16 protein-coding genes and 1 pseudogene are annotated in these 26,977 nt (G+C 39.7%); 10 read left to right on the plus strand and 7 right to left on the minus strand.

Going from position 1 to position 26,977, the window contains the following annotated elements; genetic code table 11:
• Nucleotides 1-191: 191 nt before the first annotated feature.
• Nucleotides 192-2,117, plus strand: coding sequence for a chitobiase/beta-hexosaminidase C-terminal domain-containing protein (locus tag NYE70_RS21940; protein WP_341048192.1), 1,926 nt, complete (start codon nt 192-194; stop codon nt 2,115-2,117).
• Between the two features lie 56 nt (nt 2,118-2,173).
• Here the strand turns inward: NYE70_RS21940 and NYE70_RS21945 are convergent, their stop codons facing one another.
• The 4 genes from NYE70_RS21945 to NYE70_RS21960 all read right to left on the minus strand — a co-directional run bounded on the left by NYE70_RS21945 (nt 2,174) and on the right by NYE70_RS21960 (nt 7,573).
• A complete protein-coding gene (locus NYE70_RS21945; RefSeq protein ID WP_341048193.1) occupies nt 2,174-2,968 on the minus strand; it encodes a response regulator transcription factor in 795 nt (264 codons plus the stop codon).
• Nucleotides 2,880-5,027 (minus strand): sensor histidine kinase, encoded by a 2,148-nt coding sequence (locus NYE70_RS21950; RefSeq protein WP_341048195.1) that lies wholly within the window; start codon nt 5,025-5,027, stop codon nt 2,880-2,882. The genes NYE70_RS21945 and NYE70_RS21950 overlap by 89 nt, the downstream gene beginning before the upstream one ends.
• A 209-nt stretch (nt 5,028-5,236) precedes the next feature.
• Nucleotides 5,237-5,737, minus strand: a complete 501-nt coding sequence (locus NYE70_RS21955) for a cupin domain-containing protein (protein WP_211022912.1) — start codon at nt 5,735-5,737, stop codon at nt 5,237-5,239.
• Nucleotides 5,738-5,875: 138 nt separating this feature from the next.
• Nucleotides 5,876-7,573: a hypothetical protein gene (locus NYE70_RS21960; protein ID WP_341048196.1), complete on the minus strand. Its 1,698-nt coding sequence runs from the start codon at nt 7,571-7,573 to the stop codon at nt 5,876-5,878.
• A gap of 1,144 nt (nt 7,574-8,717) precedes the next feature.
• Between NYE70_RS21960 and NYE70_RS26040 the strand changes: the two are divergent.
• The 9 genes and pseudogenes from NYE70_RS26040 to NYE70_RS21995 all read left to right on the plus strand — a co-directional run.
• Nucleotides 8,718-8,906, plus strand: a pseudogene (locus NYE70_RS26040) (helix-turn-helix transcriptional regulator); the annotation flags it as partial.
• A 193-nt stretch (nt 8,907-9,099) separates the two neighbouring features.
• Nucleotides 9,100-10,194: a DNA sulfur modification protein DndB gene (dndB, locus tag NYE70_RS21965; protein ID WP_341048197.1), complete on the plus strand. Its 1,095-nt coding sequence runs from the start codon at nt 9,100-9,102 to the stop codon at nt 10,192-10,194.
• Complete coding sequence (gene dndC / locus NYE70_RS21970; protein WP_341048200.1) at nt 10,184-11,689, plus strand: DNA phosphorothioation system sulfurtransferase DndC; 1,506 nt, start codon at nt 10,184-10,186, stop codon at nt 11,687-11,689. Before dndB ends, dndC begins: the two co-directional genes overlap by 11 nt.
• Nucleotides 11,690-11,707: 18 nt before the next feature.
• Entirely contained in the window at nt 11,708-13,714 is a 2,007-nt protein-coding gene (gene dndD, locus NYE70_RS21975) for a DNA sulfur modification protein DndD (RefSeq protein ID WP_341048201.1), read from the plus strand.
• Nucleotides 13,711-14,076, plus strand: a complete 366-nt coding sequence (locus NYE70_RS21980) for a DndE family protein (protein ID WP_341048203.1) — start codon at nt 13,711-13,713, stop codon at nt 14,074-14,076. Before dndD (NYE70_RS21975) ends, NYE70_RS21980 begins: the two co-directional genes overlap by 4 nt.
• 21 nt (nt 14,077-14,097) lie before the next feature.
• Nucleotides 14,098-15,228, plus strand: a complete 1,131-nt coding sequence (locus tag NYE70_RS21985; protein WP_341048205.1) for a cysteine desulfurase family protein — start codon at nt 14,098-14,100, stop codon at nt 15,226-15,228.
• Between the two features lie 167 nt (nt 15,229-15,395).
• Nucleotides 15,396-15,584 (plus strand): DnaD domain protein, encoded by a 189-nt coding sequence (locus NYE70_RS26045; RefSeq protein ID WP_445323855.1) that lies wholly within the window; start codon nt 15,396-15,398, stop codon nt 15,582-15,584.
• A 5-nt stretch (nt 15,585-15,589) separates the two neighbouring features.
• Nucleotides 15,590-17,617, plus strand: coding sequence for a DNA sulfur modification protein DndD (dndD, locus tag NYE70_RS21990; RefSeq protein ID WP_341048206.1), 2,028 nt, complete (start codon nt 15,590-15,592; stop codon nt 17,615-17,617).
• Between the two features lie 2 nt (nt 17,618-17,619).
• Nucleotides 17,620-17,994 carry a hypothetical protein gene (locus NYE70_RS21995; RefSeq protein WP_341048207.1) on the plus strand — a complete coding sequence of 125 codons (375 nt, stop codon included), beginning with the start codon at nt 17,620-17,622 and terminating at the stop codon, nt 17,992-17,994.
• Nucleotides 17,995-18,033: 39 nt separating this feature from the next.
• Here the strand turns inward: NYE70_RS21995 and dptH are convergent, their stop codons facing one another.
• The 3 genes from dptH to dptF are packed head-to-tail and all read right to left on the minus strand — an operon-like array spanning nt 18,034 to nt 26,972.
• Entirely contained in the window at nt 18,034-23,334 is a 5,301-nt protein-coding gene (gene dptH, locus NYE70_RS22000; protein WP_341048208.1) for a DNA phosphorothioation-dependent restriction protein DptH, read from the minus strand.
• Entirely contained in the window at nt 23,315-24,697 is a 1,383-nt protein-coding gene (gene dptG / locus NYE70_RS22005) for a DNA phosphorothioation-dependent restriction protein DptG (protein WP_341048210.1), read from the minus strand. Before dptG ends, dptH begins: the two co-directional genes overlap by 20 nt.
• Entirely contained in the window at nt 24,666-26,972 is a 2,307-nt protein-coding gene (gene dptF, locus NYE70_RS22010; protein WP_341048211.1) for a DNA phosphorothioation-dependent restriction protein DptF, read from the minus strand. The genes dptG and dptF overlap by 32 nt, the downstream gene beginning before the upstream one ends.
• Nucleotides 26,973-26,977: the final 5 nt, after the last annotated feature.

Here is a 26,977-nt window from a genome sequence, read left to right on the forward strand (position 1 = left end):
GCTTAATTACCCAATATATTCATATATAGCTGAATGACAAGGAACGATCAAGACTATCAACAGTCAGACTTGAATTGCGAATCAAGCTCGAACTTAAAGTTTTCTTTAACTTTCATTCATGAGCTAATCTACCATGATAAAGTAATAGGAGGAAAATCAATAATATCTATCACACTTCAGGGGGACAAACGATGAAAAAAAGAGTTGTCGGATTATTGATGACAATGCTGCTTTGCTTAAGTGCCGCCATTTACTTGGCCGATAACGCAGTAGCTGCTAAGACTTCAGCCGACTTTACAGACTTGAAGGATCTGGACGCGGCGACGAAAGCCAAGTTCGACGCACTGATATCTGCTGGAGTATTTGAGGGTGTGGCTGAGGGAACTTTCGGTCTTAAGGATGAGATGAACCGGGCGCAATTCGCCAAGGTTGCCGCGTTGATATTCGATTTGGAGGTGGATAAGGATTCACAGACGTCTTCATTCAAAGATGTCAAAGCCGATGACCCTGCAAATGGATATGCGGTGCCATACATCGAGGCGGTGAAAGCCGCAGGGATCACGGATGGTTATGGGGACGGTGTCTATGATCCTGCAGGTAAGGTAACCAAGGAGCAGTTAGCTACGTTCTTGATTCGCGGGCTGGGAAAGAATGCAGAGGCCCAGGCAACGCCGGGCGTGAATGATAAGTCTGTCTCTGACTGGGCCAAGGGATATGTGGCCTTAGCGTTGGAAAAAAAATTGATGTCCAACGGATCGGACGGAACGTTCGGCGGGCAATCGAATGCAACTCGCGATCTGCTCGTGACAGGCGCTTACGAAGCCAAAGAGCAACATGCAGCACAGGTTGAAGCGAAGAAAAAAGAGGAAGAACAAAAGAAGAAGGAAGAAGAGAAGAAGAAGGAAGAGGAACTGAAGAAAGCGGAAGAAGAAAAGAAACATCAGTCTGTGCCGTCCTCGTCTCCAGTTACACAGCCAGGGCCGTCTTCATCATCCCCAGCTCCGCAGCAGCCGGTACAGGCTACCGTTGAGACTCCTACGGCGCTTCCTGCAGGCGGTGCTGTGACATCGGGGACACAAGTTACTTTGACTTCAACGACCGCATCTGCGGAGGTGTACTATACGACGGATCTCAGTGAGCCGACAACCTCCAGTACGCGGTATACAGGACCGATAACTATTACGAGCAATACAACGATCAAGGCTGTCGCCATTAAGACCGGATCGAAGAATAGCCCGGTTGCGAGATTTGAATATACGGTCAATATGCCAATCCTGTTACCTGACTCGATTCAGCCTATGACTGAAGGAGAGTTCTATACCGGCAGCGTAGCGAAGCTATCCGGAGGAACGGGAGCCGTTACTTATGCAGTGACAGATGGCGCGCTGCCTGAGGGACTGACTTTAAATCCTATCACGGGAGAGATTACCGGAATTCCAAGCGTGAGCGGTGGGTATGACTTTACGATCAGCGCGACGGATTCGGCAACACCTCCGGCAACCGAAACCAATCAGTATACAGGTACTATTTCGCCTGCATTATCCTCCAAGACGCCGCTGGACCTGATTAATGAAGCGGCGGAATCCGGTGATTGGACCGCGGTGGATGAGTCGATTTTTGCTGCCGCAGGAATTACGGGAGTTACATCCGAGTACCTATCCGGTATCCAAGGCATATTGCAAGACTATGATTATCCTTCGAGAGCACTGCCCAAAGATCAATCTCAGATTCAAACCATTGTGAATGAGACAATTAACCTAACTCTCATCAACTATTATTTTGCATATGGTTATGGAACCGAACCTACCAAGGAAACTTTTGAGCTCGCCGGTCTCACTGGAGTTACAGATGCGAATCTAGCCGATATCATAGCGCACCTTCAATCGAAATATAGGGGAGCTGGCGGTGAGCCTGGTGGTGATCCAGGCGGATTCCCAGGAGGATTCCCTAGTGACGATTCTGGCGAAATCCCCGGTGACGGTTCCGGCGGATTCCCTGGAGGTTTCCCTGGCGACGGTTCGGGCGGATCATTATACTCCGGGTCCTCTAAACAAGAAGTCCAGGCTGTGATTGACGAGTACTTGGCAATTTGGGGTCAAATGAACTTATTAGAGTAGAGCCATAACGGCGCAGGGAGATCATCCCTGCGCCGCTATTAATCATGAATTCAACCCTACGGTTGCAGCGCACCTCTGGCAACCAACATATATCCGGCCCCCCGAATCGTAACAATTCGCTCAGGGTGGGCAGGGTCAGCCTCGATTTTTTTGCGTAAATTGCTGATGTGTACAGCGACCGTTCTCGTATCCTCCAGACTCTCCGTTCCCCAGATGAGCTGAAACAACGCATCGACACTGACGGCACGATTCACGTTTTGGGCCATAAAGGACAGTAAACTGAACTCTTTTTTCGATAAAAAGGTGGTTTCACTCCCTATGATAACGGACTGTGCGTAGAAATCCAGCGTAAACCCCGGTAACTCCAGCAGTTGCTCCCGTCTCCCCGCCGATACCCTGCGAAGATGAGCCTTGATCTTGGCCATGAGTACTCCCGGACTGAACGGTTTGGTCACATAATCGTCGCCCCCATAAGATAATGCGTCAATTTTCACCTCGTCTTCCTCACGGCTGCTTAGAAACACAATCGGCGCATCCGTGTAATTACGTGCGTTCCTGCACCAATCAATGCCGTCTTCATTAGCCAGCATTACATCCAGTACAATCAAATCCGGCTCGAACGATACAAGCAGCTCCATGGCTTCTGTCCCGCTATAGCTGTAGGAGCACAGGAAGTCCTCACGCTCGCAATAAGCCTGAACAATCTCGCATATATGGGGATCATCATCGACGATCATAATTTTGTGTCCATTCCTCACGCCGTCACCTACCTTCTCCACGAATACTAGGAATGGATATGTAAAATATCGACCCGGTCTCTCCGTCGCTCTCCGCTCGAACCATTCCTCCATGCGCTTGCACGATTTCCCGGCAAATCGCCAGCCCAAGCCCGCTGCCTTCAACCTCATGATCCATGCCCGGTCGATCATACCTGTAATTGCGATCGAAGATTTGCTCGAGCTGATCCGGAGGAATTCCCGTACCAGAGTCTTGTACGCTAATGATTGCATAGCGGGTATCCTTCACCTCGTCCACAGCTAACCCAATAGACACCACCCCGCCGCTGGAGGTAAACTTCATGGCGTTCGACACTAGATTGAACAACGCCTGCTCCATCCTTTGCATGTCCATCTCGACAATAGGCGATTTTGTCCCTTGAACATCCGCATCACTCATATCCAGCCTGAAATCCAGTCCTGCGTCACGCACAACCAGTTCGTATTGTTCATAGAACCGGCGCAAGAAGTCAGCCACATCAACCGGCTCCATTCGATACGAGACTTGTCCCGTCTCCAAATGCGACAAGAAGGACAACTCATCGATCATCCGGTTAATCCTAATCGTATTATCCCGGATATACTTCAAGTACTGTTCATTGCGTTCCGGCTTGACTCTGTCCTGCACAGCTTCGACATAACCAAGCATGCTGGACAGCGGCAACCGCAGATCATGCGTAATGTAGGCAAGAAGCTTCTTCCTGCCTTGCTCGGATTGAAGCAGCCGGTCATACGAAGTGCGGAGATCATCATGAGCTGCGGATAAGGCATATGTGCGTTCCTGCACGGTCTGTTCCAAATTTATATTCATTTCAGTCAGCTTATTATTCGCCTCCTGCAGCTCACGTGCAATTCTCTCTTCGTTCGTTGCCGCCCTTGTAAATCTGGAAGAAAGCAGAAACATCTGTGCGATCGTAAATACCAACAGACCAAACGGAGAAGTATTTCCGACGGGTGACCATTCATTGTAATACAGAAAGTCATTGATGACCGTAACCAAAGCAACCACCGACACCAGCAGGAAGAACAGCGCCCCCTCCATACGCCGCACCGCCGCTTGGCCCAGCCCCACCATCAGATACACCATGTGCAGAACAACGATCACACCGATGACCGTTAATAACTTGGTATAGAAAATTGCAGGAGTTACCGCAACTACTAAACAGAATGCGCCAGTTACAACCTGCGAACCAAGACGAAACCAACGCGACACATAATTCGGAAAAATGCAGTTCGCGTACATCATGATGATATAACCACCGCTGCATAAAATCAGGTACTCGATCTTGAACTGCATTTCCCATGGAAAAGCCGGCCACCATTGTGTAAGCAAGTGCTCCCCGACCAGCAACGATCGGATGCCAAACAACAAGGTGAACAGACCAAAATACAAGGGAGCCCTGTCTTTCCGTCGCAGTACGAACAACAACAGGTGATAGATGCCAATGACCAGAAGGCTTGCGGTGATGAACATTTCATCAGCGATTTTCAGATGGGTTCTGACCGTTAATACATCACTGCCGCCCAACTCGATATCCTTGGTAATGCCACCCCGCTTATGATGGAAGTTGGAGACTTGCATCACCAGCTCCACGGTATCATTCTCGGGCTGGAAGAACACCAGCTTCGTTGCCAGACGCGGTGTCATGCTGTTCTTGTCCTGGCCAACGACACCGACTTCTGCCAGCAGCTCGCCATTCACCCATAATTTATACGCATGAAAAATGGTCGGCAGCCGCAGCGCAAGCCGCTCGTTTCGATCCTGCTCGCTAAGCTGGATAACCACCCGAAAAGTTGCAAAGCCTGTACCGTCCAGTTGCCGGCCATCTAACCGATAGCCTAGCCAGGAGCCCGGGATGCTGATCCAGCGGTCATGAGGTCCGTCCTTTACCAAACGATTCTGAATGTCCTCAGGTGACAGCAGCTCTTTCCAGTAGAACGCCCACTCCCCTCTTAACTTTAGCGGATTCTGACTGACATGAACCTGCGTAATATCCAGTATGCCTTCTTCGCTTTGGAACTTAGGGGAGTCCGTTGCCGAGATGACGGCATAGCTTGCAATCAAACCTACAACAATGGCAGCAGTTATGTACAGAAAAATCTTACTTGAACCGAATCGGAAAATACCCCTCACGATGAACCGACCCCAATCTACAAAATGCGACATTTAGCTAATTATTTAAATAATAACATCATTAAAGGAAAATGGGGCCTGCAAATATCGGCGGGGCCTTAAACACAAACATCATGTTTGAGGCCCTTTTTTTGAACGCAAGAAAACCGTCCTCACCCGGACGGTTTATTAATGTGTAAACCCATGTATACTCCAAAGCTAAGTCTTACTTACTTCGTACCTTGTGCGATTGCTTTCGTTTCCTGAACTGTACCATATGGATGCTCAGGGGGTGCATAGATAACATAAACTTTAAGGGGGCGATTACCTGTATTGGTTAGATTATGCCATTTTCCGGCAGGTACCATAATGGCATAGTCCTCGCACGCCATAACTTGAAAATCTAAATTATCTCTTCTATCACCCATTTGAACAAGGCCCTGACCTTCTTCAATCCGTATGAACTGGTCAGTTGTCGGATGGACTTCCAAACCTATGTCTTCCCCAACATTAATACTCATTAAAGTTACCTGAAAATATTTACCTGTCCATAAAGCAGTGCGGTAATTGTTGTTTTGTTTGGTTGCTTGGTCAATATTCACTACTAATGGTCTTGTTCCATAATCTTGTAATGCAATGTTTCCATATGGAGTATAGTTGTGGTTGTTCCAGTTGTAATAGTGGGGGCTTTGATTTTGCCATTGATACTGATAACCTGAATTAGCGTACATGCTTATGCTCCTCTAAGTGATTTTCTTATTGACCATTTATCCTATGCAACTGCCTAGTTACAGGTACGCAAAATGGGCAATAGCCCACTAGTTTACAACGATGAAAAAAAGAGGGGTTATTTGCCCCTCTCTTCCTGATCACTTCACAGGGATCGTATAAAACATCCGGCTTCCATTACCGTTGGTGTACCAGACCACATTTCCTCCGCTGACCACCGGTTTACATTCAGACAACATAAAATTTTTGATGGTCTGAACATTACCTGTCGCTTTGCCATTTCCGTCGATTAGCACATATTTCACATCACCTGGACGGTTTTCCATATCGAACTCCTGCCACAGCACCATCATTTGATCATCCGAAATACGGATAAGCTTGGGAATCGACGCGATCTGGTCAGTACCGACATATTTGGCCAGTGTAACTGTATGAACGGAGGAATTATTAATACTGTTCTTAGGCAACACACTCAGTATGATATCCCGCTGGTCCCTTTCCAGCCCTACCATCTCATACGAGGTGTAGTCCCTAACCAAGGAATGGTCTACCGTATTCATCGCGGCAATATAGCTGCTTGAGGACATCTCAACCCCGCCAATAGAAACCCCAGTCGCATTCGCTCCGATTCTGCCTGGAATCTTAAGCAAATCCACCTCGTTGTAACTCATTCCGTTGCCCTTATGAAGAACTACTGAACGGGGATAGGCATCCCCATGATCCACTAGCACTTGCGAACCACCATCAAACAATACATATTGATCAAACGAGTGGCTGACATGATTTTTCTGGAATCGCCCCAGATCGTTGGTTACCTTCATATTTGAGGTATTGACGATAATAGTGAGCTGGGATTGATGATTCAGCTTGTCCTCCGTTGTGTATCTTGTACGCGAAGTATGGAACACCAGAGTATCGCCTGACTCGGCCATTCTTCCGGACCCGGCATCAAAAGGTTCAACGGTATAGCTCTGTCCCCCAGTTATAGAGACGCTGTCCTTTCTTTTGAAGCTTTTATCATACCGGACTATCCGGATTACTTCCTTGTTGTCGTTCTCTTCGCGGTTCTCTTGTCCAAAAGCGATATAATTATATTGAGCCCCGCTATAAAAACCGCCAAACAACGGCAGCTCATAATCGATCTTTTGCGTTGCCGCCAGCTCATACTTAGCATTGTATGTATCTATCGTAATCTGTTTGCCAGCCTCCACGACACTTACTGTGCCATCGGAGTTATTTACTAGATAAGATGACACCGTACTTTTCCATCTTGGAAAATAAGAAGACTCGGCATTCCCCTCCACTTCACCGGATACCGCCGCCCGGTAAGCATTATCCGGTGTTCTTGAGAACATGACCAGCCGATTCTGCTGACTGTCATACGATAGCTCGAAAGGGATTTTGTCGGCCAAATCTCTTAATTGAAAGTAAGTGTTCCCCTCAATGTTGTAGGCCTTAATGGACTGCATCACCCCGTCTACCATGACTTTAGAGGTGGACAACGTAGCAGTATATGTTCTACTTCGGCTAAAATAAATGCTGTCCTCCGTTCCCTCAGGTGAATAAGCTTTCCCTGTTTCGATTTCAATGGCTTGATTCCCCGGATTCCAGGTAATATTGAATTGACTTGGAGTTCCCGAGAAATTCCGGGCCAGATCACGCAAATTGAAGTAATTGCTGCCCGCGATATTGAAGCCGTTAGAGCTCTTTTCTTCCCCATCAAAATAGGTGCTGCTTCCAGTCACCGCAGCCTTAACTGTATTACTTGCAAAAGTCTTGATGCCAAATGCCGGAGTTACCAGCAATAGAACAAGTAACAAACCAAAAATCCTTTTCATTCTTCGTTTCCCTCCATTGAGTACGATATGTATAGCAGACTAAATTGCGTCTTTTATTACTTATCGGCAATGGTGTGTCACTGGTTAAGGAGGATTCGTAGCCACAGCTATGATACATAATTGGATACGGAACGAAAGTCGCCCCAAAGCGCATCAGGATCGATCTGAGAGTGACAGAGCCGTTGTTTTCTCAGCAAGCTCGCTGATGTTCGGGGTGCGAGTCAAAAGGCATTCGAGTTCATATATTCCCTTGCAGTTTGATTTTCGTAATTTTTGAATATTCTCCCGAAATAAGTGATACTTAGTATTTTTCCCGCAACATGAGAACATACAAAACCGGAATGTCCGTATGAATACTTATATAAAATAGTTTCTTCAAGAAATTTACATCTTAAAATACACAGCAAATCTTTAGCCTCTTAACTAAGTCGATTATAGGGGAGCACTTCTAAAAGTTCATTTTGTAGATCCCCCCAAAAACTTCAATTTGCTGTACACCCATTTTTATCTATCTTACCCGATGCAAGAAGTAAGCTGAATCTACTAGACACCTGAGGTCGATTTTCTTTTCTTTACACCATATGGATCTTCCACGAACTCACCATACTCCAAACTAAGCTCCGCTACTCTAGCAATAATAATTGTTACTTTTAACGTTTCAATTCGAAAAAGCTTATCGATATGGTAATATCTTAGCCCATTTTTAGTTTTACATTTGAACTTCTATCCTAACTGCATCAGTGCCACAATCACGCATCACACATTTTCATCGTGATCGAGTTGAAGTGAACGGAAGCCGACCTACCGGAGCATCATTAACCTTTCATGGGCTTCGTCATCTTTATGCCTATAATGGCTTGGTCACGGAAATATCAATACAACGATGAATATCTATGGACATGCCCTACGTACGGCCGACCAGTCAGTAAGTGATAAGTTTGAAGTATTTTTTTAGTAAATAACTTGTTAATTGTGGTACGGCTCAGCTTATCGTCTTAGAGCGAAAGCTGATAACACAGTGAAATGTTAGCGTACAATTGTTATCGTATTTCTAGCTATTCTTTTGTTATCCAATGAAAGGCGCAATACCAAACTTTAAGGTGGTGTTCGATCCATGAATGTTACGAACAGCAAGGCATAAGCGATGGGGATATTTCTCAAATCACACAGAGAGCGGCTTACTCCGGAGGATGTGGGCTTGGAGTGAGTTCCCGAGCAGGAATCGGAAGACGCCTGGCTTAAGGCGCAAGGAGGTCGCCGTACTAGCAGGTGTAAGCGTCACCTACTATACTACTATACATGGCTTGAACAAGGACGGGATCTGACACTGACCCTTCCAGAGATGTGATCTAAGATAATGCACTATGTCTTGGGAAGTGTTATCACCTTTATCTTTTAGATATTTTGATTATTATCTCCCTTTTTCGTCAATTTACTAATATAAATATTGAACATCCGTTCGCATTGAAGTAAAATCAAATTACATTCATTAATATTACGTACGTAATAAAGGAGAATGCTCTATCATGAATTTTAGTTATAGTTTTCCCGCTCTCCGCGGAATTCAAGCAGGGAGAGAATTCTATACCGTGATGTGCCCGCTCAGGCTGATCCCTAAGATATTCCTGTTCGATGAAGAAGAGATTCCCGCTGAACACCGGGCTCAGCGTCTTATGAATAAATCAAGAATTCCGGATATAACCAACTATATTCTTGAAAATCCAAAGGACTACATATTTTCTTCGTTAACGGCATCTGTAGATGGGGAATTAGTCTTTCAGGAACATTCCAGCAAGCTTAAAGATATAGGATATCTCTCGATCTCACTTGATTCAAAATTTCTAATTAATGACGGTCAGCACAGAAGAGCAGCAATTGAAGAAGCTTTAAAGATTGCTCCAGAACTTGGTGATGAGACCATTTCTGTAGTCTTTTTTCATGATTTAGGGCTTGTACGTTCTCAGCAGATGTTCTCCGATCTTAATCGACATGCGGTGAACACAACTTCTTCTATCGGTATACTTTACGATCATCGCGATCAAATGTCTCTCATAACAAAGGGAGTAATTTCAGAGATTCCCTTGCTGGATCGATACACCGATCGGGAAAAGGTAAACCTTTCAAAGAATTCTCCTAAATTATTTGCATTAAACCATATATTCAATATGAATTGCAGACTACTAGGTAAGCGGAAAGGCGAGATGATCTCTGAGCAAGAAAAGGAGTTCGTAAATGAATTCTGGATTCTTTTAAGTGCTACTATTAATGAATGGCAACAGGTGCTGAAGAAGAAAACATCACCTAGAGATTTACGGGCAAATTCTATAGTTGCTCACGGTGTTTTCTTAGAAGCTATAGGTATTATAGGTCACTATCTTTATTTCTATCATCCGGATGAATGGCAGAAATATATTAAAAAATTAACACATATTGAATGGCACAGGGATAATAAACAAGATTGGCAAGGTCGGGCCTACAGTCATACAGGCCGTATTAATAAGAACAATCAGACCGTTCAACTCACAGCCAATCTGATAAAGAATAAAATTGGACTCCCTCTTACTGAACAAGAACAAAAAACAGAAGATAAATTTAAGGAGGTCTTTCCTCTTGGAACTTAATATTTTTAACACTGGCAGTAAATTTAATGAATCTAGAGAATTGGTGAAAGAAGTATATCTGGCCGATGATCGTCCCTGGGTAATTGGCTTCAGCGGAGGTAAAGACTCAACTGCTCTGGTTCAAATAGTATTTCAGGCATTAAGCGAACTTCCGCCTAATCAATTAAATAAGAAAGTATATGTGATTTCTTCGGATACTCAAGTTGAAACTCCTCTTATTATTGATAAAATTACCCGCACCTTAGGAAGAATTCAGACTAAAGCTCTTGAAATGGGACTTCCTATTGAAACTCAAAAAGTAAGACCAAAAGCTGAGCAAACATTCTGGGCTTCTATTATTGGCAAAGGGTATCCAACTCCACGTCAAAAATTCAGATGGTGCACTGACCGGCTAAAAATTGAACCTGCTAACAAATTCATTCTTGAAAAAGTAGATCAATTTGGTGAAGTTGTTATGCTTCTTGGGGTCCGGGATTCCGAAAGTTCTACTCGAGCCGCTGTCATGCAGTCACATACTATAGAAGGTAAAAATTTAATGCTGCACTCGTCCCTGCGGAATGCCTTTGTATTTGCACCGATTAGATCATTTAATGTAGACGACATTTGGGAGTTTCTGCTCCAATATCCTTCACCTTGGGGCGATGATAATAATGAACTGCTGCAATTGTATCAAGATTCCAGTAGTGAATGCCCACTGGTTGTAGATAAAGAAATTAAGGAAAGCGCTGGTTCATGCGGAAACAGTCGATTTGGATGTTGGACTTGCACCGTTGTAAACGAAGATAAAGCACTGAGTGGATTTATTAATAGCGGAGTAGAATGGCTAACTCCACTCTATGACTTCAGAAATTACCTCGTGAATATTCGTGAAGATCGTTCTAAACGTCAGAAACATAGAATGAATGGTGAAGTTTACTTGACAACGAATCTCGGAGGAGTTAATGAAGAGGATATTAGAGCGAAGAAATATAAGAGCATCAAAAAGTCCGAGATCAAACAATTTATAGAAGATAACAATATCAATCTGGCAACAATTGAAAAACTTGATATATTTGTTGAAGATGAAGATGGAAAGTTCAAGCGATTCGGGGTGGGCCCTTTCACCTTAAATGCTCGAGAAGAGATTCTCAGAGAACTACTTAGAACCCAGAAAAAAGTTCGTGAACTTTATGATCCAAATATCGAGCTCATTACTTTTGAGGAACTTAAAGAAATCCGTAAATACTGGCACAACGATCTTCAATGGGAAGATCGCCTCCCTCGAATTGTTGAAGAGGAAACCGGAGAAATCTATGATTGGCATAAAGATGACCGCCCTGTATTTAAAGAAGATCAGCTTACTGACTTAGAGACACTCTGTCAGGAAGAAGGGGTAAACTTGAATCTGCTTAAAAAGCTGATCGCAGTAGAGAAGGATTACTCCGGTGTGAAAGTTCGAAGAGGGCTGATTCAGGCTTTTGACAAGACTTTAAACCAAGATTTCTTACATTTATAAAGGTGGATTAGATACTTCATGCAGATCAACAAACTGGTCCTTCGTAATATAGGTGCTTATCACGGGGATCTTAACAATTTTAACTTTAAAACAACCACTAACCATAATGTAATATTAATTGGCGGGAAAAACGGAGCTGGAAAAACTACCATTCTGGAATCCATTCGAATCGCTTTATTTGGCTCTATGGCCTACGGTTATAATACTGAGAATGAAGCTTATTTCAGGAAAATCCGATCCCTGCTTAATCGAAAAGCTCTTCATGAAAATAATCAGGATAAGTACCAAATTGTTCTTGAATATCTATCAACAGAAGAGTTTGAACCTATTACCTACTCTTTAAACCGCAGCTGGACTATTAAAGATAATAAGATTAGAGAATATTTCTCTGTTAAAAAAAATAATGCTCATCTTAATGCCCAGCAGATTTCTGATTTTCAAAATAAACTCAGAGAAGAAATGCCGCCAAGGTTATTTGAACTTTGTCTATTTGATGGTGAGGATATATCCAGAATTGTATCTGAAGAGAAAATCCCTGATTATTTACAGGATGCAGGAAAAATCCTCTTTAACCTAGACCTATTTGTTAACCTAGAAAAAGACCTTCAAAACTACAGACAACAGCATGCCAAGAAAAACTCGGACACTTCAAAAGAATTTGAACTCAAAGATTCACTTGAAATAGAACTTCATGATCTACAAAATCAATTAGAAAATCTCCAAAGTGATCTGCTTAACTTTCAAGATGAAGCTGCTGAACTCACAGATTTAATAAGACAAGATAAGAAAGATTTTGAAATTCATGGTGGACTTATTCAGGAGAACAGACAGGAATTAATCCAACAAGTCAATGAAATTGAACAACGCAGAAAACAAAATTCTGATCAGATCAAAGCATTTACTTTATCTTATCTTCCATTCTATATTGCTCGTGAAACGTTAGCTAAAGTTACAGATCAAATTGCCAAAGAGAAGGATTATGACTCTTTCGAGTATATAAATACAACCTTGAAAAAGGATCACTTATCACAATTACTAAACAGCCTTACACCATCGTCGGATTTGAACCTTTCAGATCAACAAGTTGAAAGTTTGCACAGTGGTCTATTAGACCTTATTAAACCTTCAATTACCGAAGTGTTCCATAGATCTTCATTTGAACAACAGAATGAAGTCTACTCCATGCATAAAAAGATTCAATCAATCAATGCACAGCATTATGTTGAATTGTTTGATGAAAATGCTGTTTTATTAGAAAAGTCCCAGGAATTACGTAAAGCGATTGATCTTAATGATAATTCAAGTGAATTCAAAGAACTTCTTGAGCGAATTGAGGACAGTAATAGAAGATTAGAACAAATTAAAATGATCTCCGAAAAGCAAGAAGATGAAATGAATGAAATAAATGAACAAATCAAACATAAAGAAATCGCATTAATTAAACTCAATGATAGAATACGCGAGTATTATAAATCCGAAAGTTCCTATGCAATGACTGAGAAGTTATTGACAGTAAGTCAGCGTTTCAGGGAGCGGCAGTGGCAAAAGAAACTGAATGATGTCGCTAAAGAAGCAACGAAAATGATTAATATCTTATTCCGAAAAAAGGATTATATTGACCGTATTCATATCGATTCATCAAGTTTTCAGATTACACTGTACAATAAACAAAGACACGAGATTACTAAGGAACGTTTGTCAGCTGGCGAAAAAGAAATGTTAATGTTGACAGTAATCTGGGCTATGTTCAAAGTATCTGAGTGGAAACTGCCATTTGTCTTTGACACACTATTCGGACGACTCGATCAAGACCATAAAAAATCTCTGATTGAACATTTCATTCCGAAATGCGGGGATCAGGTATTAATGTTCACTACAGACTCAGAAATTGGAACTGAACATTTCGAAATGATTAAAGATATAACTTCATTATGTTATACATTAGAATACAACTCATTCCAGGAAACAGCTGAAATCGTTCGGGGCAGATATTTTAATATGAGTAAGGAGATAAGCCCACAATGAATTTCACTCTCAAAACGTCTAAATATACAAAAGAAACCCTGTTACAGCTTCAAGCTTCCACCGGGATAACACCTAATATCTTGATTCGTTATGCGGTAGCTCTATCTATAAAAAAAGGGGATGTCCTCCCTCTCAGCAAAGACTTCAGTGATGGCTTAGTTCTTAACCGAAATACAGTTACTGGGGAATTTGATTATATTTTTCGGGCAATGATTACACAGGCTGCCAATAAAGAACTGACCGATGAAGATTACTTCCCGGGATACTTCAATGCCCACCTAGAAAGAGGTATACGTGACTTAGCCGCAGAGTACAAAGGCGCAGGAAATGCTGAGAAATTCATTCGTGCCTTGCTAATCTAACACAAAGGGCAGGGATAACACATGATCTATTTAGATAACAGCGCTACAACTAAATTACATCCAGAGGTTCTTGAGACCATGCTTCCTTATCTGAAGGAAGAGTACGGAAACCCTTCAAGCAAATTTTATTTGTTAGCTGAGAATGCTAAGAAGGCGGTAAAAAGTGCGCGCGAACAAGTAGCTCTATTACTTGGGTGTGATGATGATGAAATTGTATTTACCAGCGGTGCAACGGAGAGTAATAACATGATCATTAAAGGGGTACAAGACTATTACGGAAGAATATCTGAAAACTCAAATTACATGATCACATCTAAAGCGGAGCACCCTTCTGTATTAGAATCTTTCCGATATCTGGAGGAACGTGGAACGAATGTGAAGTATCTTGATGTCGATTCTTTTGCAAGGGTTAATGTGAACGAACTTACCGAAGAACTGAAGCACCAACCGCTTCTTACATCCATTATTTGGGGTAATAATGAAGTTGGATCCTTAAATCCTATACCTGATCTTGCTCAACGATTTGAAAAGAATAATCTATTCTTCCATACAGATGCTACACAAATCATTGGTAAAGTTCCATTCTACCTAAAAGACTTACCAGGGATTCGTTTCTTATCCATGTCCGGCCATAAAATAGGCGGTCCTAAAGGAATCGGAGTAGCTGTAATTCGGAAACAATCCAAAGAGATTTATACCAAGTTAACTCCGCTATTGCACGGAGGCGGTCAAGAAAATGATTACCGAAGTGGGACGCTTGCTGTTCATAATATTGTAGGATTGGGAAAAGCAGCTGAAATTGCCCATAAACAGTTAAACAAGAATATCACCAAACTGAAAGAATTAGAAGAATACCTAACTGCACTACTTTCGGAAAATTTGGGTAATAAAATAAAGTTTAACAGTGACACTGAGAATAAGATTCCCGGCCTTATTAGTTTACAATTTATAGGAGTCAACAGTGAACTTCTGCTCAAAAAGTTATCTCCTTTCGTTGCACTTTCTTCGGGCTCAGCTTGCAGTTCAAGCAAACCAAGCCATGTCCTTACTTCAGCAGGACTACCTCTTGAGGAAGTCAGACAAACCATTCGAATCACCTTAAATCCAAATATCAGCAAATCAGATTTAGATATTTTCAAAAATATTAAGTAGGAAGCATTAAGACCCGGCAGATTTCAATCTGCCGGGTCTTTTTTTATTCTTTATAAAATCATTCCCCCTTCTTATCCTAATACTTCAACATATATGCTATAGTTAATTAGGTAATATTATCTACTTTAACTAGTTACTGATTACTATATAAATCGAAAGGTGATTTCATGGAAACACTAAAACAACAAGAAAAAAAACTATTAAACGATCTCTGTGATCAATATAATCTTACTCCGGACTTAATTAATCTCCTAGTCAGAACTGCAGAAAAGAACATGCATGAAAATAAATCCTTAGCTGAAAAACGTACCGACTATATTGATATGATTAGTTATCACACTAAGAGAAAGGAATAGGGTTTATGATTATTAAGAAACTAGTTCTAAATAACTACAAAACATTTTATGGTCATCAAGAATTGGATCTTGATATTCCTGACAACTCTCGTAAAGACAACAAAAACATTATATTAATTGGTGGTCTTAACGGTTCGGGTAAGACTTCAATTTTAAAAGCCATACATTATAGCTTATTCGGAAAACGTGGAATATCTGCTGAGGAATATAAGCGCATTTTTTCAAATGTAATCAATAACACTTTTTTTAATGAAGGCGGCAGAGAGTGCTACGTAGTCCTGATTGTCGAAGTTAATAACAAAGAAGAATGGGAATTAAAAACAAAGTGGATATTTGACCATAATAAGATCCAGATCAATGAGACAAGAGAAATTACAATTCGTAAACCAGGAGCGCGGATCGGTCGTACTCAAATCATAAATAATATGGAAACATATAATCGCTTTATTGATCGGACTATTCCATACCACGTTGCCCCATTTTTTATATTTGATGGAGAAGAAATTAAGGATATCATTTTAAGACAAAATAGTCATGAGATGGAGGAAGCTATTCAGAAATTAAGTGGTCTTGAGGCGTTTAAAAAATTAAAAGCCGATTTAGAAGAAGCAAGATCATACATTTATAAACAAATACTGATATCTAAACGAACAGAAGACACCCAGAAGGTTGACAACAAAAAAATCATTTCGAAACGACTCGAAATTGATGACGAGTTAGATGAATTATCCTTAAAAAAAGAAAAAATTTATACGAAACAAAAAGATCTAATAGAAAAAATCACATTTCTAAAAGATCAAAGAATGAAGAAAGTAGCATTCAATTCCACCTCCCGAGAAGTTTACATTAAAAAAATGACAGCGAGCGAAACGAGAGTCCAAAGTTTGGAAACAAGCTTCACAAATGAATTTTTGGCTTCTGCAATTGATATCCTCTTAAAGGATCAGTATCTTTTACTGCAAAATGAATTAAAAAAAGAAGAATCCTATCAGCAACAGAAGCTAATAAAAGAAGCTTCGTTAGTTCCGTATCATAACTTTATTTCCAGCTTATTCGAAGTTGACATAGAACCTCCGCTTACCTCAACTCAAAAAGAGGATTTAAGGAAATGCGGGGAAAAAGTTTGGACCAAATTAAACAAAGTTAATTCCGAGCTTGAAGAAATCGAACTACTCCATGATTTAAATAATGAACAATATAGAAAATTAATGAACTTACCCATTAAGACTTCTCAACATTTAGCGAGTATTTACAGTCAGATGGAGAAAGAAAAAGCAATGATTCTACAATATGAATCTGAGATTAGAAATGCTCCTGACTCCGTAGATATAGAGGAAGAAAATGAGAAAATTGATAACTTAACTAAAATGCTTGGCGAAGTAGAAATGAAACTAAAATCAACTGTCCGAAAAATCAATACACTAAGCGAAGAAAAAACTCGCCTCAGTAAAAGACTAACTCATATCGAAAAGAAAGAAGATAACAACAATCAGGATCAAGAACAATATGAAGCCATTACTGTGATTGTTCAAATGCTTGATGAATTTATCGTAAAATCAACTCAATTAAAAGCTAACTTTATACATGAGCAATTCAAACTCATGCTTAACCAATTATTCCGTAAACAAGATGAATTCGGGAAGATTGAATTCGATATGAGTTCTTTTACGATCCGGCTATACAATGACCGAAACCAAGAAATTAGTATTCATGATCGTTCAGCTGGAGAAATGCAGATTATTTCATCTGCTCTGATCTGGGCTCTTACCAAGTCATCCCGATATGTGCTGCCTATGATTATCGATACGCCGCTGGGACGACTAGATAGTTATCACCGCTCATATCTTATTGATCACTATTATAAAGAATTAAGTGAACAAGTCATTATCTTATCAACGGATACTGAAATTACTGCGGATTATATTAAACAGATTAAGGACAGTACCTATAAACAATTCACATTAGATTATGATCAAAATAGAAAATACACTCTGATTAAACCAGGGTATTTTCAGACTAGGGGGGGCGTCTAAGTATGGCAGCTTTCAAGAGAAAGCATCTTAGTTATGAAGGAAAACTACTGCTTGATTACTTTACCGATGCCCTTTCCGTTGACCGGCCGTTTATAATGAGACTTGCATTAGCTAAAGGTCTTTCCTCCCATCGAAATATCGAAGTCATCAATCAAAGTGACGGAAACAGATGGGAAATTCCTGATTTCTTCAAAGTGGATGAATATAAATTATACTCACACATTATCATTAACCAAGCTAGAAGAGTACTAAGTGCCGAAGAAATTAATAATGAAATCTTAAACCAGATTGAAAAAGGGCTTCGAATACTAGAACAAATACAAAAGGAAAAAAACTCACTTGACGACTTAAGACTTGCGATAATAACAATTAATTAATAAAAAAGGGCAGATCCACTAAGGATTTGCCCTTTTTTATTAAATTCTGTTTTGCAAAGGGGTGATATTTACAACCGTTTCCGTCGGAGGAGTCAGTTCTCCAAGATCCATCAATTGTGGTCCTTGTACAATACATTGACCTTTACGAAGGTTGTTTAATCTTTCTTCCCACTGCTTACGTTTACTTGGTTCAGTAGCTAATGAGCTTGCAACAAAGGATACTTCTTGATCTGTTTGAGCAAAGTATATCTTTTGTGCAGAGTTTTGCATTCTCGCTAACTCATCAGCATCTAACTGGGATTTTAAGAACTGGGTTGCAAACCAGCCTGACCATCCAAATTTACGACCTTCCGTCAAGATTTTGGCTGACGGAGATTGTTCCCGGTGATCCAGATTTTGTGCTTCATCCAACACTAATGGCACAGGCTTAAATTTACTTCCATTTCTCAATAGGTAGTTCCATAAATCCCATAATATAAATTCGGTAATAATACGCTGTACGTCATTTGGATAACCCGTTAATTGAATAATATTGACCGAACCATTGTTGTCAATCATATCACTCCAGGAGAAGTTCTGGTCATTAATAAATACTTGTCGGTCGATGAAAGGCCTGATTTGAGACAATGCTGTTTTTGAGGCACCGCCAGTATCCTCCTCCAGCATCTCCCTCATCACATTAAGATCCATCCCGTCCTGAGCTTGTCCAAGCCCTTTCAATACCGCTTCATAAATAGCATTTAACTGTTGGATTCCAAGAGACTTATAAACGGAAGCAAACACACTCTTTATTCTCTCTGCAATATCGGTATCCGATTCAGGGAGTGTGATTCCGCCTATATCTCTTATGTTTCTTTTAAACGGGTTAATAGGCACCTTTTCATTATATACAACTCTTTGATTTAGTCTGGAGCCCAAGAATTCTACAAACTCGGGTTCAAGCTGATTCGGTAAGAACCCTTCTGTATAATCAATCACAATACTTGAGATATTTTGTTTAGACAACTCCAGTAACAGACACTGCATAAAATAGGTTTTACCTTGTCCGGATTTGCCTGAAATGAGTAAATGCCTGTTAGCTAAGCCAGAGTGATCATACTCCCAGTATATTTTTCTCGTACTATTCTCCGCAGTACCAAGAAGAACTCTAATATTCCGTTCTTTCTCACTTATGATCTGAATTGGAGTGTTATCTAGTTTATCTGGTTCCTTCTCATCTTCTACAAGCTCAGGAGGATCCTTCATATCAGAAGGCTCTGGCTCTTCTTGTACTTCCACTTCCTTAATTGGTTCTTTATCTTCTTCGACAAGATGATTAGCTACATTTCTTCCCTGCTCTAAGCTCACCCCTGAACTTTCCCCTGCTGCTGCAGTTTCCTTCATAGACCCATTAGGAACGCTAGAAGCACTAATAACACTATGAGTACTAGATTTGATATTATATCGATGTGATAATAAACTCTCTTTAATTAAATCATTATCTCTATGCTGCATCCATTCATACATTTCCTGCATCGAATTGATCAAACCATACAATCCATCAGACTCCGTTAAATTAAGATAGGTTACTTGGTCTGTAAGTTCTGTAGAACGATGGTAAGCATCTTTTTGAAACGAAATTACAGCTCCGGCTCCAATAATACGATCAATATCGAAGCTTATTTCTATTTGATCATGGATCAACTTCTCAACGATATGATCAGACATATTAAAGTTTTTCTCTGGCCAGAAATCACTTGAATGAAGTTTCGCTGCATTTACAAGAAATAATTGAGCAAAGAAGTACCGATAAAATTTTGAAGTGAACGGCTTTTCGGGATTGCTAAGTGCATCTTGGAAGATTTTTTTAGTTTTCAAAACCTGATTAGCTGCTTTATTCATAACACTATTACTATTTATGCCGATTTTAACTTCTACAGGATAGAAGTGAATTAGTAGCTTTTGGTCTCTCTCTTCAACACCCATCAATAACAAATCATCACTATGAACGCCTTTTACCCCTAAGTTCTTGGCCGTAAATGTTCCGTCTGTTTTACTAAGGTTTGAACTGCCAGCCACCCTTAGAATTTCTTCTAATGAAATTGGGACCCAGTAAATATCAGAATGATCGAAATAGGCAAGAGCAAATTTAATAGCTGATATAATACTAAACTTTTCACGGGAATAATGTCCTTTACTTCCAATAATTCTGAGAAGCCATTCACCATTAAACGTGTTAAAGGCTTTTATAATATCGATCGCTTTCTCTTCTGCAACACTTAATTGATGGGTTCCAAAATACTCACTAATAACAGAAAGATAATGATTAGATTTATTTGTCACCGTAATCGCATCATAACCATTAGAAGAAGAGTATTGATCACTATAGTGAATAACAAATAAATTCTCATCTAACTGATTGAAATAATTAAGATCTAGATGAGAATCCACAAAGGTAACCCAATGAGATGAATCAAATATCTTTTGTAAAAATTGTTCATCTGCGGTTGTAGTCCTAGAAGTAATGGCTTCTCCTTTATGGAAGGAATTGTTTCCTTCATTTTTCAGGTTAGCCGCAAGCTCATTCAGCCCCATACTAAGATCGATTAATGGATTGGAGTCCTGGTTATTCACATAATATTTCGTGCCAAAACCTGAGCGATAGTTCTCTTCATATTTGAAAGATGGCAGGTAAGAATATAAACCATTAAGCGCAATTCCTGCAGGCATCTCATTCATGGGTTGTACAGCATAACTTTCTTTCATATTCATTCTATAGAATGTAATATGTGCGTAATCCAGATCTTTCGTAGGATCAATATACTTCTTGTAATAAGAAATGGAGTTTCGGATCACTCGAAGAATATGACTCGTATCAAATTGTTCGTGCTTCAATGTAATATTAAAGTATGCCGATACTTCTTCTACCGTATTTAAAACGGATAGCTGATCGAACTCTGTTTCCAAACTATACTCACGGTATAGATTAATATGAATCTGGCGAAGATGGTCTACTCCCTTTTTCCTAACGGACTCAATAAACCATTGTAGCATTCCTCTTACAACTTCATGGTCATTCTCGATGTTGATCAGATTAATTTTGTACGGTGCTTTAATTTGATCGCTGAACAGATAAGAGAAATGCTCTTCAAACTGTTTGAGCTTATGCATGACAATGGTTGATAAATATTTGTTGGCATCTGTTACACTAACTTTATTAATGTTTTTATAGATGACCCACTCATAAGCGTCAGCAACAGTATCAGATTTATAAAGACATTCTTCCTTTTTATTCTCATATATAAATGGCAGCAAACTTTCAGGCCTAAGTCTGTTAAGTATACGATCATCCACTAGTTCATCTTGAACATCTTGCCCTAATTGCAGCTGGTAAGCAATATTTAATGGATGATACGGTGTAAACAACACATCTTCATTATGATGAATGACACCTAATTTAAATAGATCTCTTCCTTTTCTGCCTGCCGGTTTTCCCTCTTCAAAAGAGTTAATCTCTTTGATATATTCAGCAATGTATTCCCTTGCCCGTTCTGCAATTTCTTCGTTCATATAACATAAACTTGGAGTCGTTTTATGTGTCACATAAGAATTGATCAAGCGGTTATAGGCATCCATTAAATCTGTACTAAGCTCCAAGTCTTCTGGATGCAGCTGATCGGATTCCAGAATTGCACTCTTTATTCCTTTTTCCTTCCACTGCTCTTCCCATTCGAGATATTTAACAAACTCATTACTTCCATAAAACACAGAGCTTCCAACCCTTAGCTTATTTCCATCTCTATGAAAGATTAAATGTTCCTCTCTTTTGCGTTTCCAAAGACGGAATGCAGTAATAGGAACTTTACTCTTGTCCTCGATTATAAATTGAACAGGGACAGTAACTTCCTGAGGAACATAATGAACTTGAAGTGGTAATTGGTTTTGCTCATTAAACAGTTCGCTATTTAGGGATATCTCTATAAAATCATCATGATTTATATTAATCCGTTCACATGCTGTATTGATCTTTACTTCCTTTTTCTCATAACCATCTGTTCCAAGCAGATAGGTCTCTTTATCCGTCTCAATATTAATCGTACGGTTCTTAGTATCGACAAAATAATCGATCTCCAGGAACGAGCACTGTTGAGCAGAAAGAGGAAGAACTACAACCTGTAGTTCACAACCTAAATTTGCTTTCTTGTTATGTTTATAAGTAATCTTAATAAATGCAGGCTGATCTGGATTCGATAAATTACATTGGAGACTAACGTTCGTTCTAGCTACTTGAGAACGGACTTCAGAATCTCGAGTTGTTACCTGGAAATTAATCCCCTGGAGACTTTTGCTTTCTCCTTCAACTAAAAAGGATAAAGTCATTTTAATTTCTGCATTTTTATCCGGATTAAAGATAACCACATGTCGTTTTCTCTCTCCAGCAGCCGTCTGTTTGTGAGGTTTATTCCACATTTGAAGCTGATCTTTTAGATCAATCTGCTTAAGCTCAACGGTTTGTTTTCCCGCCTTCTGAGCTTCTTCATATGCTTTCTTTACATCCGTATACGGAGTATTGGTCCATTCCTCAGCATCTCTCAGTTTTGGAGCAACGCTAGTTGAGAGCTTCTTCTCTAATTCCTCACTTTCCAAACCTGAATCATGAATATGACGGACAAACTCAAACAGTTCACGGTTCCTAGATATTCTTTCTTTCATTTCTTTTTTACTGTATGTGCCCAGATCTGGGTCTTCGAACAATCCAAAATCCTTGTATTCGCCACGATCAATTTTCCCTTTGGAGAGAGCAGTAAATATTTCCTCGAAGTCGAAAAAAGTAATTTGTTGAAAGCTGGATTCAGACAGGATCTGCTCCATTCTCTCTGAAAGAATAGTCTGTTCTACCTTATCTAATACACTGCTGTCTATCTGCTCCTGCAATCCTGCCTCAAATGTTTTAGGATGTAAGGGCATGCCTTCTTTTTGTAGATCTGTACTTCCGCCTTGAATGGAATCTAATTGTTTAAACACAATACTTAATAATGCAGTATCTTTCCAAATCCCTTGCTGCTCTCCAACTTGGTTTCGTAAAGTTACTAAAAAGTCAGGACTAACCCCATCTGATGTATAAGCAACAACTAAATTCACATTGTTTACTTCTACACTAAACGAGTGATAGGCTGAGCCTTGATTATGTTGATATACAAACGGAGTACTTATTGATTGGTCACGGAGTGACTCAGCTAAAGTAAGAACTTCATCTTCATTTTCTAATTGCAGAAAATATCGCTGCCCGGGTTGAATGTTAATATCACTAAAAAAACTAATCAATAGATTAGATACATAGTTATAGAATTGGTTTGACATACTGCGCATCCCCGCTATCACTTTTTTTATCAATGAAGTTCAAATTATCTAACGTTTCCAGAACTACCTTCTTGGAATGCCGGTCTAAAGCCACGCCTCTTTTCTCGTATTCGCTAAACAGCTGATTGATAGGAATACGCTTATCCTTAACAGAGACAGCAGTCAGCAAGAGCAGCATTTCATGATTTAACATTAAAATCGTTCCGCTGCTTCCCCTCGTTCTTAAAAACTCAGATCCGAAATGCTCAATACTGTTGCCATAACCGATCCTTGCCCCTTCATTCATACCTTCTTTTATACTTTCGAACAATAGGCCAATTGCTGTCCTGAGATCTCCTGCTTGTTCTTTAGGAGTAACTCTTTCCCCAAAAATTTGTCTGTATTGTTTGATCCAATCATTCACATCGTCCAAATACTCTTGCTCTTTTCCAGAATCGCTGAAATATTCTATGAGCTCAGGATAAACAAAGAAACTATTTTCTGTATTTCCATGGAACGTACTTAACTGGGACATGGTATGAATATGAGGAAACAATAGAGGTGCTTTCTGCTTAATTCTCTTGAATCCATCCATGTCACTTGCTGCTTTTCTTCTTTTAGAAATAACCCCTTCCCAATCAAGTGCATAGTAAAGAGGAGTGGACGTGGTATAATCACCTTTATCAAACCGCTCAAACTTTAGCATCAATTGACAAATATAGGTAAAAAAATAAAAGTGCGTTAAAGTCGGTAATGATTTAATAAAGTATTCGTGATGACGACTTATGTAGATAAGATCCTCACAGTACAACTTATTCAAAAATCCCAACTTGCATTGATATCCCTTTTCGGCAGGATGATTATCGTCAGTGGTGGAGCTATTCAAAGCACCAATGATCAGCTCAGACAATACATCTTCTGTTTTCGTATCTTTAAATATATTAGCAATCCGCTGGTCATTTTTAACTAATACATCCGAAGCACACTTCGCCACTTTTCGAAATAAATTGTCAGAATCAGACCCTTGCAGGTAATTGTATATATAAGGATGAATTAACTTAATATTTTCCTTTTCCCCATACAAATAATATTGCAAAAAGTTTTCAAGTTCGTGCTGGAGCTGACCCTCCGGGTTAATACTTTTTTCAATACTATAAACTAAGGGATCTACTCCCAGAGCATCAAGTGAACTCGTTTTTTGTTTTTTTGGCTTGATTTGTGTAATATTACGAACATAATCCCCTAGGAGTGGCTGGAAACTGCCCTTTACATATTTTTTAGTTGTTGCAAAGGGAAGCACTTTATTTATTGCACCCTCACTGTGTGAGGGTGCTTTCTTATGCGTCAAGTTATTAGTTATTTCGTCCGTTTTTAAGATCGGCATACTTGTTCCCTCCGGTAAATGAATATCCAGAAAATTCGTCTTTGCTCAGGTAGAAAATTTTATTGTCCGGAATATAGTGGATGAGAAGTTGATTTTTCTTTTCTCCACTGCGCATTAATTTTTCTATAAATTCAATAAAGTGAACCATTTCCTCTTCATCTTGTCTATTTGGCCTGTAACCATCCAATACTCTTCTGAATAGATGAAAGAGAGTGTAGTCGATCTCTAAATAATGACTAGACTTACCAATATCAAAAGCAATATTGATCCGATCCTTAAAGATCTCTAATGATTCACCACTTTGCATTTTAATATGGCTAATATTGGGGTTAAGCTTCATCCGCTGAGCCAATCGGTATTTCTCATGAACAGGACTAATATAGATATATTCTTCCTTAGGAGTCCCTTTCCACTGAAAGATTACTTTAGTAGTTTCCATGTATATTTCACGAATTGAATTCTTCGTATCTCTTACATTGAAACCGTAAAGTCTATGTGTATATAGTTTATAGTCCTGATCTCTAGTCTTGTCATAGAAGTCCTTGTTTTGTAAATGGGCGGTTAATATAATGGCATCAGAGATTTTATTAAAAGCATGATGATCGACCTGTTCATTTCCCTCCCAAAATGAAAGGAACCAGCGATTAGCAACATCATCACGAATATATTCTTTAATCACATCCTGCTTATTATAAAGAGAATGAAGCGCCACAATTAACTCATCAATTTCCTTAGATCGGGTCCGGTTAAGCGGACTGATCTTATGGAACCATTTTAAAAGAACCGACCGATCTTCCCGATTGAATAGTAAGTTAGGTGTTATATTGTCCAGAACATCATATTCATCCATTTTCACAATACTAACCGGATGATCCGGCATGATAATATCAACTACAAAATTCAGGAAAGTACGTGCCGAAATGACTAATTTAAATTTGATGATAATCTCAATAACCAGATCCAATATCGATTTCTGTATCTGTTCAATTTGTAAAAGTTCATAATTATAATGAGCGATCGTATAAACTCCCGATTCAAGATCTTCCTGGTGTGCCAGATAGAACGGATTCTTCTCTGACTTCATAAAGATCTTATTCATTAATTCACTATAAAAATTAGAAGTTGGCCCTTCTGCAGTCAGCTGATAAGGATGATAGTCTCCAAAGCTCACCAAGTCGAAATGTTCTGAATTAAAGTAAGGTGTCAATTCTGGCGTGAATATTTCACTCTTCTCTATAAATGAAGCTAATTCTTTAAACTCAGCATTATTGGGATCATACACAAAGTTATGAAGGACACCCATATTTATAGCTAATATCACTTTTTGATTGGATGTTTTCAGATTCTGATCTTTAAATCCTTCAAGTGCCTTTACTAAGGTCTCCATTGCATTCATTTCTGGAGAATAACTTTCTGTAGCATCGTTGATGATGGTATACTCTTTAATTAATTCAGGACGATGAGACCGCAAATAAGCTAGCAGATGGGATTTGCCATCGCCTACACTTCCACAAATAAATAATAAATTGGAGCCCTGCTGATTAAGCTTACGTTCAAGTATTTTCTCTACTTGTAATTGCGGCCCACGATTTACATGAAGATAGTCTTTGTAATAAGAGAAGGATCCTGCTGATTCTACAGCTTCCTTTGAAGATTCCTGAAGGCGCTTTAATTCTCGAATTAAATAGCTTTCTCCCTTAGGTAGATCTTTAATTAGAATAGAAGTCTCTTCATCGTTAATCACTTTATCGTCAACTTCTGGATTTTGGTCTTGTATTAAACCATTTTCCTTCAGATACGATTTAACCATCGATTCTATTTCCGAAGTCTTCAAATCAGATTGCGGCTTAGGTTCCTCATATTCAGGAGCTTCAAAGTGCTGAGATGAATAAAGCTCCAGAAACCATACAGCAACTTTGTGAGCATTTTTATGTGCAGAAAACACATCTGGGTAGGTAATATCTGAACCATCATGTGCTCCCTTATTGCCAATCTTTCTGACGGAGTTCATTGCAAGCTGAATATCTTGTCCAACAAATCCCTCTGCGACCAGATAACTAATCTTATCTGCAAGTTTTGCATAAAAAATTGACGGCATATTAATATTGTTTTTTTCAAACTCCAGTACATTGTTAAGAACCAACTCTAAAAAGGTTCTTGCCTTAACTGCAGCACTGCCTTTATCTTGAAAGAACAATTGGTTCATTAGTCCGAATTCTCTTGCTGCTTCTGGAGATATAGATTCTAATAAATCAGTCAATGCTCCTAAACTCATAAAAT

It is taken from the genome of Paenibacillus sp. FSL R5-0407 (genome assembly GCF_038009185.1).
Taxonomy (GTDB): Bacteria; Bacillota; Bacilli; order Paenibacillales; family Paenibacillaceae; genus Fontibacillus; species Fontibacillus vini.